At 28.4% G+C, this 12,947-nt stretch carries 11 protein-coding genes, 1 pseudogene and 1 riboswitch; of the genes and pseudogenes, 11 read left to right on the forward strand and 1 reads right to left on the reverse strand.

Features of this window, described 5'->3' with window-relative positions:
- The first annotated feature begins 110 nt into the window (after positions 1-110).
- The 6 genes and pseudogenes from mltG to KVH43_RS11600 all read left to right on the forward strand — a co-directional run.
- Entirely contained in the window at positions 111-1,124 is a 1,014-nt protein-coding gene (gene mltG / locus KVH43_RS11575; protein WP_218282680.1) for an endolytic transglycosylase MltG, read from the forward strand.
- Positions 1,125-1,171: 47 nt separating this feature from the next.
- Positions 1,172-1,813 (forward strand): O-methyltransferase, encoded by a 642-nt coding sequence (locus KVH43_RS11580; RefSeq protein WP_218282681.1) that lies wholly within the window; start codon positions 1,172-1,174, stop codon positions 1,811-1,813.
- Positions 1,814-1,824: 11 nt separating this feature from the next.
- Positions 1,825-3,057 (forward strand): peptidase U32 family protein, encoded by a 1,233-nt coding sequence (locus KVH43_RS11585; RefSeq protein WP_218282682.1) that lies wholly within the window; start codon positions 1,825-1,827, stop codon positions 3,055-3,057.
- A gap of 1 nt (position 3,058) precedes the next feature.
- Positions 3,059-3,709 (forward strand): uridine kinase, encoded by a 651-nt coding sequence (gene udk, locus KVH43_RS11590; protein ID WP_218282683.1) that lies wholly within the window; start codon positions 3,059-3,061, stop codon positions 3,707-3,709.
- Between the two features lie 64 nt (positions 3,710-3,773).
- A complete protein-coding gene (locus tag KVH43_RS11595; protein WP_218282684.1) occupies positions 3,774-5,456 on the forward strand; it encodes a peptidoglycan D,D-transpeptidase FtsI family protein in 1,683 nt (560 codons plus the stop codon).
- Positions 5,457-5,589: 133 nt separating this feature from the next.
- Positions 5,590-5,889, forward strand: a pseudogene (locus KVH43_RS11600) (sigma-70 family RNA polymerase sigma factor); the annotation flags it as partial.
- A gap of 34 nt (positions 5,890-5,923) precedes the next feature.
- Here the strand turns inward: KVH43_RS11600 and KVH43_RS11605 are convergent.
- Complete coding sequence (locus KVH43_RS11605; protein WP_218282686.1) at positions 5,924-7,552, reverse strand: recombinase family protein; 1,629 nt, start codon at positions 7,550-7,552, stop codon at positions 5,924-5,926.
- Positions 7,553-7,852: 300 nt separating this feature from the next.
- Between KVH43_RS11605 and KVH43_RS11610 the strand changes: the two genes are divergently transcribed.
- The 5 genes from KVH43_RS11610 to KVH43_RS11630 all read left to right on the forward strand — a co-directional run bounded on the left by KVH43_RS11610 (position 7,853) and on the right by KVH43_RS11630 (position 12,937).
- Positions 7,853-8,038, forward strand: coding sequence for a hypothetical protein (locus tag KVH43_RS11610; RefSeq protein ID WP_218282687.1), 186 nt, complete (start codon positions 7,853-7,855; stop codon positions 8,036-8,038).
- 79 nt (positions 8,039-8,117) lie between these two features.
- Positions 8,118-8,516 (forward strand): sigma-70 family RNA polymerase sigma factor, encoded by a 399-nt coding sequence (locus tag KVH43_RS11615; RefSeq protein ID WP_476695951.1) that lies wholly within the window; start codon positions 8,118-8,120, stop codon positions 8,514-8,516.
- Between the two features lie 258 nt (positions 8,517-8,774).
- Positions 8,775-8,857: riboswitch (cyclic di-GMP riboswitch) on the forward strand.
- Positions 8,858-8,942: 85 nt separating this feature from the next.
- Positions 8,943-10,625 carry a GspE/PulE family protein gene (locus KVH43_RS11620; RefSeq protein ID WP_338028385.1) on the forward strand — a complete coding sequence of 561 codons (1,683 nt, stop codon included), beginning with the start codon at positions 8,943-8,945 and terminating at the stop codon, positions 10,623-10,625.
- 10 nt (positions 10,626-10,635) lie between these two features.
- A complete protein-coding gene (locus tag KVH43_RS11625) occupies positions 10,636-11,691 on the forward strand; it encodes a type IV pilus twitching motility protein PilT (RefSeq protein ID WP_218282689.1) in 1,056 nt (351 codons plus the stop codon).
- 37 nt (positions 11,692-11,728) lie between these two features.
- Positions 11,729-12,937: a type II secretion system F family protein gene (locus KVH43_RS11630; RefSeq protein WP_218282690.1), complete on the forward strand. Its 1,209-nt coding sequence runs from the start codon at positions 11,729-11,731 to the stop codon at positions 12,935-12,937.
- The last annotated feature ends 10 nt before the right edge of the window (positions 12,938-12,947 follow it).

A 12,947-nucleotide genomic window follows, 5' to 3' on the forward strand; every position in this document is an offset into this window, starting at 1 on the left:
TAAATATGCTGTTTTTGCAGCATATTTTTATTTTTTATGAAGTTGTTGTAAATATTTGTTGAGGATTGTATAATTAAATGATGGAAATATTCTAGCTTGGAGGTAGTTTAATGAAATCGCATAAATTTAAGGGCATAATATTTTTACTTATTGTTGTCATTGCTTTAGGTGTAGGTAAAATTTATTTTGAGAAGAAAATTGAACCTGTAAATGAAAGTAGTGATACTTTGGTTATGGTTCAGATTCCAATAGGGGCTTCTACAAAACAAATTGCAAATATTTTATATGAAAAGCATGTGATTAAAAGTGAACTGGCTTTTCGTATTTTAAGTAAAATGTCAAAATCAGATGGTAAAATGCAAGCAGGTAACTATAGTTTTAAGCAGAGTATGTCTGTAGATGAAATTATAAAGAGTCTTATAAGTGGAGATACTGTAAAAGATACTGTAAAGGTTACTATACCTGAAGGATTTGAGTTTAAACAGATTGTTAAAAGATTAGAAGAGAAAGGATTAATCAATAAAGATAAGTTTATAAAAATAGCAAATAATGAAGATTTTGACTATAAGTTTTTAAAAGATATACCAAAAGGAAAAAATAGATTAGAAGGTTTTTTATTTCCTGATACTTATGAAATAGCTAAAAATGATACAGAGAGAGAAATTATTATAAAGATGCTAAATCGTTTTGATGATATTTTTGAAGATGCGTATTATAAAAGAGCAAAAGAATTAAATATGAGTGTAAATGATATTATAACGCTTGCCTCTATTATAGAAAGAGAAGCAAAGGTAGATAAGGAAAGACCTATTGTATCGAGTGTTTTTCATAATAGAATAAGAAAAAAGATGCCTCTTCAATCTTGTGCTACAGTTCAATATGTTTTAGGAGAGAGAAAAGCAAAATTAAGCTTTAAAGATGTTGAAACTGATTCTCCCTATAATACTTACAAGCATGCTGGTTTACCTCCTAGACCTATTGCGTCTCCTGGAAAAGCTTCTATAGAAGCAGCACTATATCCAAGTGAAACTGATTATTTATATTTTGTTGTCAGCAAAAATGGAGAGCATCATTTTAGTAAAACATTTAAAGAGCATTTAAATGCAAAGAATGGGATTTACTAAAAAGAAAAAATGAATATGTAAAAGTTAAATAAAAGGAGTTGTATAGATTGGGTAATATTGTTAATGAATTAATTGAAGAATATATTAGGAATATTTTGCCTCAAAAGGATGGAATATTAAAAGATATGGAGGATTATGCTTTAAAAAATCATGTACCTATTGTACAGCCTGAAGTAGCAAAGCTTTTGGAAGTAATTACGCAAATAAATCAAACAAAATCTGTTTTGGAAGTTGGAACAGCAATAGGTTACTCTGCTATTATCTTTACAAAAGCTATGGAAAATGGAAAGGTCATTAGTATAGAGAAAAGATCAGATATGGTTGAAATTGCTAGAAAGAATATAGAAATAATGGGGTTAAAGGATCAAATACAAGTTATAGAAGGATGTGCAGAAGAAATTTTACCAACATTACAAGGTAAATTTGATTTGATATTTTTAGATGCTGCAAAAGGACAGTATATGAAATTTCTTTCTTCAAGTATAAACCTTTTAAAAAAAGGAGGCATACTTGTTTCAGATAATGTATTATATAAAGGAATGGTGGCTTCAAATGAATATGTAGTACGCAGAAAAATTACTATTGTAAAGAGAATGAGGAAATATTTAGATTATATTATGCACCATCCAGAACTTACAACTTCATTAATACCTATTGGTGATGGTGTTGCCATAAGCTATAAGAATTAGGAGGAAAAAGAATGAAAAAAATAGAATTATTAGCACCTGCTGGTGATTTAGAAAAATTAAAAATAGCTATTATATATGGTGCTGATGCTGTATATATAGGAGGACAGATTTTTGGATTAAGAGCGAGTGCTAGAAATTTTTCATTAGAAGATATGAAGAAGGGAATAGCATTTGCTCATGAAAGAGGGAAAAAAGTATATGTTACATTAAATATTATTCCTCATAATGAAGATTTTAAAGAGCTTCCTGAATATTTAAAGCAATTGCAAGAATTAGATATTGATGCTGTTATTCTATCAGATCCAGGTACATTTATGTATGTAAAAGAGTTTGCACCAGAGCTAGAAGTGCATTTAAGTACACAAGCAAATAATACGAATTATATGAGTGCAAGATTTTGGTACAATCAAGGAGTAAAAAGAGTTATATTAGCTAGAGAATTATCTTTTAAAGAGATTAAAGAAATTAGAGAAAATATACCAGAAAGTCTTGAATTAGAAGCATTTGTTCATGGAGCTATGTGCATATCTTATTCAGGAAGATGTCTTTTGAGCAATTATATGGCAAATAGAGATGCCAATAGAGGAGAATGTGCACATCCATGTAGATGGCAATATTATTTAATGGAAGAGAAAAGACCAGGAGAATATATTCCTGTTTTTGAAGATGAGAAAGGTACATATTTCTTTAATTCAAAGGATTTATGTATGATTGAATATATACCAGAATTGATTGAATCAGGACTTTCAAGTCTTAAAATAGAGGGAAGGATGAAAAGTGCATACTATGTTGCAAATATTGTTAATGTTTATAGAAAAGCTATAGACACATATTATGAAAATAAAGAAAATTATCATTATGATCCAAATTGGATGAATGAAATAAAAAAAGCAAGTCATAGAAAGTTTACGACTGGATTTTATATAGATAAGCCTAATGAGAAAGAACAGTTATATGCAAATAGTTCGTATATACGTGAATATGATTTTGTAGGTTTAGTATTAGACTATGATAAAAAAAATGGTATAGCTACAATAGAACAAAGAAATAGAATATTTAAAGGAGAAACTGTTGAAGTAATGGGACCAGGTATGAAAATTTTTACACAAAGTATTGAGCAGATGTGGAATAACAAGGGAGAAGAGATTGATGTTGCACCACACCCTCAACAAGTGATAAAAATTAAAATGCAAAAACCAGTAGAAAAATACTATATTATAAGAAGATGTAGGAAGGATGATTAGATTGAGTAAACCGATTTTAATTGGTATTACTGGAGGTACAGGCTCTGGAAAAAGTACAATTGCAAAAGCTATTTTTGAAAGCTTACCAGAAAAAAATATTGCAATCATTGAACAAGATTCTTATTATAAAGACCAAAGTCATTTGCCAATGGAAGAGAGAATACATACGAATTATGATCATCCATTAGCTTTTGATACAGAACTCCTTCTTAAACAGCTCCACGAGCTTTTAAACTATAAACCTGTTGAAAAGCCTATTTATAATTTTTCAAAACATACAAGAGAAAAAGAGACGATTCGTGTTGAACCAAAGGATATTATTATATTAGAAGGAATTATGATTTTAGAAGATGAAAAACTGAGAGAATTAATGGATATTAAAATATTTGTAGATACAGATGCAGACGTAAGAATTATTAGAAGAATTACCAGAGATATTAATGAAAGAGGGAGAACTCTTGAATCAGTTATTGAACAATACTTAAATACGGTTAGACCTGCTCACCTTCAATTTATTGAACCTAGTAAAAGATATGCGGATATTATTATTCCAGAGGGTGGTTATAATAAAGTAGCAATAGATATTATGGTTTCAAAGGTAAGATCAATTATTTATGAAAAGCAAAATGGCAGAGAATTAAAAATATTATAGAGTATACACCTTCCTTAAATTGGAGATGCTGATAATAGTTAATCTTTATAAGGAAGGTGTTTTTTTGGGTGCTAGAGTAGATAGAAAGAAAAAAAAAGAAATCAATATTGTTAATGAGGATAATCAGTATAGAATGTATATTACAGGAATTGTATTTACAGTTCTTCTTTTTGCTTTAATGATTCGGCTTTTTTATATACAGATTATTAAGGGCAGTGAGTATTATACTTGTGCAAAAAATCAGTGGTTAAAAGAAATTCCTGTTGGTATTGAAAGAGGAAAAATATATGATCGAAATAGAATACCTCTTACCAACAGAGAAGAAAAAAAATATTTAGTCATTTTTCCACAATACTTTAAGAAATCAGATGCAAATATAAAATTGATTAGCGATCTTACGAAAATTGATTCATATAAACTAAAGAATGGTAAATTGAATAGTACTAGACCTATTAAACTTGAAATTAAAAATGATCATGAGAAAATCATGAAAAAAGTTATGTTAATAAAAGGTGTTTATCCAGTTGATTATAATGATAGATATGATGAAGAGGCTATTGCTACGCATGTAATAGGTTACATAAATAAAATTGATAACAGAGGAGAAAAAGGCATCGAAAAAATGTTTGATAGAGAATTAAAAGAAAATCAAGTTTGCAAAGTAAATGCTGTTGTAGATGCACAGAAAAAAATGATACCTGGTTTAGGATATAAAAAGCTTGAAATTGCTCCTGTAAAAAATAGGAAAAATATTGTAACTACATTAGATTATAATATACAAAAAATTGCAGAAGAAGAATTTGACAAGTTTCATAAAAATGGAAGTGTTGTTATATTAGATGCAAAAAGTGGAGAAATATTGGCTATGGTTAGTAGACCTAACTATGATCAAAATAATATTGCGGCATATCTTAAAAGTAATAATAAGGAACTATATAATAGAGCGATTCAAATGGGGTATCCACCTGGGTCTATTTTTAAGATTATTGTTGCAGCAGCGGCACTTGAAAATAAAATAATTAATGATGAAAGTTTCTTTTGTAAAGGGTATGAAGAAATTGCTGGTACTAAAATTAAATGTTGGAGCTTTGATAAAGGTGGACATGGAAAATTAACTTTTGAAGAAGCTTTTGCTGTATCGTGTAATTCAGCATTTATACAATTAGGAGAAAAAATAGGAGGAGAAAGAATTTTAAATATGGCAAAAAAATTTGGATTAGGTGCTAAAACAAATATTGGTTTACAGGAGGAAATTGCTGGGAAACTTTCATCTGATGATTATATAAAAGGAGCAGGAATAGGAAATTTTTCTATTGGACAGGGGACCTTAGAGGTAACACCTTTGCAAATTGCTAAAATTACAGCAATTATTGCTAATGATGGGATAGATACAGGAGTTTATCTAATAAAAGAAGTGGTTGATGATTATGGAAATATTGTAAAAAAGATAGAAAAAAATAAACCACAAAAAGTAATAAGCTATAAAACTGCTAAAAAAATTCAAAGAATGATGGAAAAGGTAGTAAAAGGCGGTACTGCAAGGAATATGGGACTAGGTAGAGTTGCTGGAAAAACTGGTTCAGCACAAGCTAATTTAAAAGGAAAAGAGATTATTCATGCATGGTTTACTGGTTATTTTCCTAGTGATGAACCAAAATTTGTTATAACTATCGTTGTGGAAGATGGTGTTTCAGGAGGACAATCAGCAGTACCTATTTTTAAAAATATCAAAGAACGAATTGATTAGATTTTTCTTAAAAGACATGCACAGATATATTGAAGGATACATATAATTTAAAATGACGCATAATTAGGAGGTGTGCATTCAAATGTGGACCACGCTAGTAACAGTATCTGTTATTTTGGCAAAACCTATTTTCATGTTAGTATCTTATATTTCTAGTAATACTTCTTTTCCAAAACCACTAACACCAGAAGAAGAAAACTATTATTTAGCATTATATGAGCAAGGAGATGAAGAGGCAAAAAATATACTGGTGGAAAGGAATCTAAGATTGGTTGCTCATATTGTAAAAAAATATCATAATACAGGAAGAGAAGTAGATGATTTAATTTCTATAGGTACTATTGGATTAATAAAAGCAATAACATCTTTTGATAGAAGTAAGGGAACAAGATTAGCTACTTATGCAGCACGTTGTATTGAAAATGCTATCCTATCTAAACGGAAACATTTTTACATTTTGTTTTCGTTTATTTTTTTATATCTACTCCTAATAGGAATATATCTACATTTTCTCCATCCCAAGTAATTTTTTCTACTAAACTTCGAATTAAATTACGTTTACATGAAACATCTAAAGTATCAATTATTTTTGGAAATGTTGTAAGCTGATTTTTTATTATGTCTATTTGAGATGGTATTAATTGAATTTTATTGTTGTTTTTTAGAAGAGTTAGTCTGTTTTTTAGCTCTTTTGTTTTCTGGTCTAATGTTTCAATATGCTTGATAATGTATTTTGAAGCAGGAGAGCTTTGTTCTTGTGATAAGGTATGTATTAAGCGCTCAATACTACGTTCATTCACTTTTATATGATTTTCTAACATACTTATCTCAGAGCAAATATTATCATCTTTTGATTTGAATTCTATGATATCTTTAGAGAGTTTTTCGTATAATACAATGTTATTTGTTGCTATTTTTTTTATTTCTTCTATTACAAGCTTATCTAATTTATTACCATTTATATTTTTTATGCTGCATTTCATTTTTTTGCTTTTTTCCTTATATTCACACATATAATAAAAAGTTTGTATGCCATATTTATTCTTTCTACCTGTACGAGGTCGCATAAAACTACCACAGTTTCCACAACGTAATATGCCAGATAAAAGTGATTGTGTATTTTTGATTTGTCTAAAAGATTTTGATTTGTTCTTTAGTAATATTTTTTGAACTTGAATCCATTGAGTACTAGGAATGATTCCTTCATGCTTACCTACAGAAATAATCCATTCAGAGTGATCTCTGATTTTATTTGATGTATTTTTCTTTTGAATAGTTTTATTATATGCCATAATTCCATTTCTATTGTTGAAATCTTTTTTATCTGAATATATGTCAAAATTATTTACTAAAAAATAGTTGTATAGTTTTTCATCAGCAATTGCATAAACAGGATTAGATAGAATGCCTCGCAAAGCAAATCGTGAAAAATCGATATTATTACGGGTTTTCATATTATTTTGAATGCAATATGTTTCAAGTTTACTTAATGATTTGAATTCTAAAAACTTATGAAATATTATTTTGACTATTTCTAATTCAGTAGGAACAGGAAAAAGTTGAAAAATTTTTCTTCGTTTATTATTTAAATCAGTAATTTCAACTGATTTCGATATAAAACCTATAGGAGTTGTACCACCAAGCCATCTACCTGTACGTGCAAGCTGAAGCATATTATCTCTTATGCGTTCTGCAATTGTTTCTCTTTCAAGTTGTGCAAAAACAGAAGCTATATACATCATTGCACGACCCATTGGTGTTGAAGTATCAAACTGCTCGCGAATAGATATAAAAGCTATATTCTTATGATTTAATATTTTCATGGTATCTGAAAAGTCAGAAATATTCCTAGATATTCTATCTAGTCTATAGCACATCAAAATATCAAATTTGCCTTTTTGAGCATCTTTTAGCATTCTTTGATATTCTGGTCTATCTATATTTCCCCCAGAGAAACCTTCATCTTCATAGATAATAAATTTTTCAATAGGATGAAAGTGCTTAAGTGCGTATTCTTTGCAAAGTTCAATTTGATTTTGTGTAGATTCACCTTTTCCTGTAAATTTAGATTTTCTAGAATAAATTGCTATATGCATAATATCACCTTTCTATTAAGTTCTTTACTATAATATTATTTTAGGTTATAAAAAAAAGAAGCAAATAATTATTAAATTTCAAGAGATTATTTCCGAGGTAATAGTGAAAATACGATAGATATTAGCAATAATCAGCATAATAGTAAAAAAATTTACCGATATATAAGGAAATACAGCTAAAAATAATAAAATTCAAAAGACTATGTAAGATGTATTGATTAAGTATTTTATAATATTAAAAATAAAACCTGTAGTATAGTACAAACTAAGGTTGGCATAGATTTTATATGAGGTGATAGTATGAAAGTTAGAATATTTTTTCCAGATACATTAGAAAAACAAAAGGGATTTTATGAAAAAGTAGCACAGGAGCAGGTCAAAATCATAAAAAATTATATTGAAGAGCTTCCAATAAATAAAGAAGAAAAATATAGTCTTTGGGAAGAGATAAAATTAGATATAAAAAAAGATTTATTTAAAATATGAAAGTATAATTTAAAATAATTACTTCCGAGTAGAAAAATATAATAGAACAAAACACGTTATAAATCATACTTTAGTATAAATTGAAAACGAAATATTAATGACTATACGTTCCAATAAAAAAACAAAAAATGAGGTATCATTACAAGACCCTATTGGTGTAGATAAAGAAGGAAATGAAATATCTTTATTAGATATTTTAGGAACTGAAACAGATAAAGTTTTAGATGAAGTAGAATTAAAGATACAAATAAAAAAATTATATCAAAAAATGGCAAGTGTGTTAAAAAACAGAGAAAGAATTGTTCTTCAATTAAGATATGGGTTAGTCAATGATGGAAGTAAAACCCAACGAGAAATAGCAAAGCTATTAGGAATTTCTCGATCCTATGTTTCTCGAATAGAAAAAAGAGCTATAAAAAAACTTAGTAAAGCTTTTAATCATAATACAAAAAAAATTAAAGATAAAAGTGATAAATAGATGTTAGCATTTTGCTAACATTTCATTTTTAATATACTATATTTCAAAAAAATATTGTAAATTTTTATATTTTTATCACTATTTCCTTGGAAATTCCATAACATAAATTTCTTGTTGGAAAATTAGGGAATTAATGATATAATGTCTTAGGTATATGTTTATTATGATAATTGGTGAAATGTATTTTGTATAGAGGATTTTAAAAATTTAAGAACTATTAACTATGTTGAACTATTTATATTAATTTAAATAGTGATATGTAATGTTAGTACAAATGATACATGGTTATATTTGGACGCCTATACCATGTTGATGTAGTGGCGTAACCGACTAACACTATATTATTTATATATAGGGGGTTAGTCTTTTTGTTTTTTTGAATTATGATTTTTATTATATTATAAAAATATATATTATGAATGGATGATGATAATGCAACCCAAAAAACGATTAGGAGATTTGCTCATTGATGCAGGATTTATCACAAAGGAACAAATTAATGAAGCATTAAAAATTCAAAGAGCTTCTGGAAAAAAATTAGGAGAAATTCTAATCGATGAAGGTTTCATTCAAGAAAAAAAAATGATAGAAATATTAGAATTTCAATTAGGAATTCCTCATATGGATTTAGAAAAGTATTATATTGATGCTGAAATTCCTAAATTGATTAACGAAAGTCTTGCAAAAAGACATTTATTGATTCCTGTAAAAAAAGAAAATAATAAATTATTTGTAGCAATGGCTGATCCTTTAAATATTTTTGCGATGGATGATGTAAGAATTGCTACAGGATTAGAAGTTGAACCTATAATCGCTACAAGACAAGATATATTAAATGCAATTGACTATTATTATGGTAAAGAAAGTGCTGAAAAAGCAGTTGAAGATTTTAAAAATCAGTATAGCTTTGAAGATTTATCAGATCTAGATGAAACCATATTAAATGAAATTAATAATGCGCCTGTTGTTAGACTGGTCAACTCTATTATTAGGCAAGCAGTAAAAGCAAAAGCTAGCGATATTCATATCGAGCCTTTTGAAAGTAATGTTAGAGTACGATTTAGAATTGATGGAGAGCTGCAAGAAATTATATCTCCTGAAAAATCTACTCATTCTGCAATTGTTACAAGAATTAAAATAATGGGAAAAATGAATATTGCTGAAAAAAGAATTCCTCAAGATGGTAGATTTGAAACAACTGTTGATGGAAAAGAAATTGATATGCGTATTTCTACATTGCCTACAGTTTATGGAGAAAAGATAGTTATTCGTTTATTAGATAGAAGCAGTTTCTTAATGTCAAAAAATCAATTGGGGTTTTCTGAAAAAAACTTAGAAATTTTTGATAAAATCATTAAAAGTCCTAATGGGATTATTTTGGTAACAGGACCAACAGGTAGTGGTAAGACTACAACATTATATACAATTCTTAGAGAATTGAATCAAATAAATAAAAATATTATTACTGTAGAAGATCCAGTAGAATATAGTTTGAATGGCATTAATCAAGTACAGGTAAACACTAAAGCAAATTTAACTTTTGCTAATGCACTAAGGTCTATATTAAGACAAGATCCTGATATTATTATGATCGGAGAAATCAGAGATAGTGAAACTGCCCAAATAGCAGTTAGAGCTGCCATAACTGGACATCTTGTTTTAAGTACTATGCATACTAATGATTCTCCTTCAACAGTAGCACGCCTTATGGATATGGGAATTGCACCATATTTGGTATCTTCATCTGTTATTGGAGTAATCTCACAAAGATTAGTAAGAAAAATTTGTCCTGAATGCAAACAATCTTATGTACCAAATGAAATAGAAAAAAAAATACTCAATATTTCTGATGAAACCTTATTGTATAAGGGAAAAGGATGTAATTATTGTAATGGTTCAGGTTATAAGGGAAGAACAGCTATTCATGAAATTATGCTGGTAAATAAAGATTTAAGACTACATATTGATAAGGGTGAAAGTATTGATATTTTAAGACAAAGTGCTATTAATCAAGGTATGATTCCTCTTAAAGAAAATAGTTTTAAATTAGTATTAGAAGGTATTACAACAGTAGATGAATTAAACAGGGTATCCTATAACCTAGATTAGGTGGTGGAATATGAATATACTAGATTTATTAAAAAAAGCAATTGAAAAAAAAGCATCTGATTTACATGTAACAGTAGGTGTCCCTCCTGTATTAAGAATCAATGGAAAATTAGAAAAAATAAATGAAAAAGCATTGGCACCATATGATACTATTGCTTTAGTACAAGAGCTTTTAACTGATCAACAAATTATAGAGTTAAAAGAAAAGGGTGAAATTGACTTATCCTTTTCTTATCATGGATTAGGAAGATTCAGAGTAAATATATATAAACAAAGAGGAAGTTATGGAATGGCTTTAAGGACAGTTGCTTTAAATATTCCTACTATTGATGAACTGGGCTTTCCACAAATACTAAAAGAATTAGCATTAAAGCAAAGAGGATTAATATTGGTAACAGGACCAACAGGTAGTGGTAAATCTACAACATTAGCATCTATGATTGATTATATTAATCAAGAAAAAAGCTGTCATATTTTGACCCTTGAAGATCCAATTGAATACCTTCATAAGCACAATAAAAGTATTGTAAATCAAAGAGAAATTGGAAATGATTCGCATAGCTTTTCTAGAGCATTAAGAGCTGCTTTAAGACAAGATCCAGATGTAATACTAGTAGGAGAGATGCGTGATCTAGAAACTATTAGTATAGCTATTACAGCTGCAGAAACAGGACATTTAGTACTTTCTACACTACATACTATAGGAGCTGCAAAAACTATTGATCGTATTATAGATATCTTTCCTGCACACCAGCAGCAACAAATCAGAGTACAATTATCTACAGTAGTAGAAGGTATCATCTCGCAACAGCTTTTAGAGAGAACTGATGGACAAGGAAGAGTAGCTGCATTAGAAATAATGGTTGCAACATCTGCTATAAGAAACTTGATTCGGGAAGGGAAAACTCATCAACTTCAAACTAATATACAAACAGGTAGCAAATTCGGCATGCAGACAATGGATCATGCTATCCTTGATTTATATAATAAAGGGTTAATTAATAAAAAAACAGCTTTGACCTATGCAGTAGATTGCGATAATTTAGAGCGATTTATGCATATGTAAAAAATAAAGCTAATATTAAAAAACAAGGGGGATATATATGCCCACTTATAAATATAAAGCTATAAGTAAAGCAGGAGAAAGACTTGAAGGAACATATACTGCAAGAAGCAAAAATGAAGTTATCCATATGCTTAGGCAAAATCAAAATCATCCTATAAATATCGAAGAAATAATAGAAAAGCAATCAATAAGCATCAGCTTTTTTAAAAAAGTAAAAATAAAAGATATGGCTATATTTTGTAGACAGTTTTATACTATGCTCAATGCAGGAGTAACTGTTCTTAATGCTTTAGATACTTTAAGGTTTCAAACAGAAAATAAAAAATTAGCTAAAGTTATTGAAGAAGTTTACGAAGATGTTCAAAAAGGATTAACTTTTTCAGAATCTTTAAGAAAGCATAGAGAAATTTTTCCAGATCTATTGATCAACATGATAGAAGCAGGAGAAGTAAGTGGTACTTTAGATATTATTATGAATCGCATGGCTATTCATTATGAAAAGGAAAACAAAATTACCAATAAAATAAAAAGTGCAATGATGTATCCAATTATATTGAGTATAATATCAATTTTAGTAGTTGTATTTTTAATTATATTCATTATGCCTACCTTTATAGGACTGTTTGAAGGTAGTGGAGTAAAACTACCTCTTCCAACAAGAATATTATTAATAGTTAGTGAAATTATAAAAAATTATTGGTATATCATTATTCTTGTTTTAATCATCATGCTTTATAGTATAAAAAAATATATAACAAGTAATAAAGGACAATTTTTAATAGATCATATAAAATTTAGAATTCCTATTATAAAGGGAATTACACAAAAAGTGATTACCTCTAGGTTTACAAGAACCTTATCAACCTTATTAGCAAGTGGTATCCCCTTGATACAAGCATTAGATATTGTATCAAGGATTGTAGGTAATGTGATTGTAGAAAAGGGGATTTTAAAAGCTAAGGAAGATGTAAGAAAAGGCATAGACCTTACAACCCCTATTAAACAAATAGGAGTTTTTCCACCAATGGTAAATGCTATGATTCGTATTGGAGAAGAATCAGGTTCTCTTGATGAAATACTAGATAAAACAGCAAATTTTTATGATGAAGAAGTAGAAGCTACATTGCAAAAGATGTCCACATTGCTAGAGCCGTTGATGATAGTATTAATGGCAATAATCATTGGAGCTATTGTAATTGCTATGATACTACCAATGTTTGATATGATGAATACTATTCAAATATAATTTTTAAAGC

Source organism: Crassaminicella indica (genome assembly GCF_019203185.1).
GTDB lineage: Bacteria > Bacillota > Clostridia > Peptostreptococcales > Thermotaleaceae > Crassaminicella > Crassaminicella indica.

Coding starts and splice junctions, on each gene's coding strand:
- mltG (WP_218282680.1), top strand. CDS start 111: ATGAAATCGCATAAATTTAAGGGCATAATATTTTTACTTATTGTTGTC.
- KVH43_RS11585 (WP_218282682.1), top strand. CDS start 1,825: ATGAAAAAAATAGAATTATTAGCACCTGCTGGTGATTTAGAAAAATTA.
- KVH43_RS11605 (WP_218282686.1), bottom strand. CDS start 7,552: ATGCATATAGCAATTTATTCTAGAAAATCTAAATTTACAGGAAAAGGT.
- KVH43_RS11610 (WP_218282687.1), top strand. CDS start 7,853: ATGAAAGTTAGAATATTTTTTCCAGATACATTAGAAAAACAAAAGGGA.
- KVH43_RS11620 (WP_338028385.1), top strand. CDS start 8,943: ATGATAATGCAACCCAAAAAACGATTAGGAGATTTGCTCATTGATGCA.
- KVH43_RS11625 (WP_218282689.1), top strand. CDS start 10,636: ATGAATATACTAGATTTATTAAAAAAAGCAATTGAAAAAAAAGCATCT.
- KVH43_RS11630 (WP_218282690.1), top strand. CDS start 11,729: ATGCCCACTTATAAATATAAAGCTATAAGTAAAGCAGGAGAAAGACTT.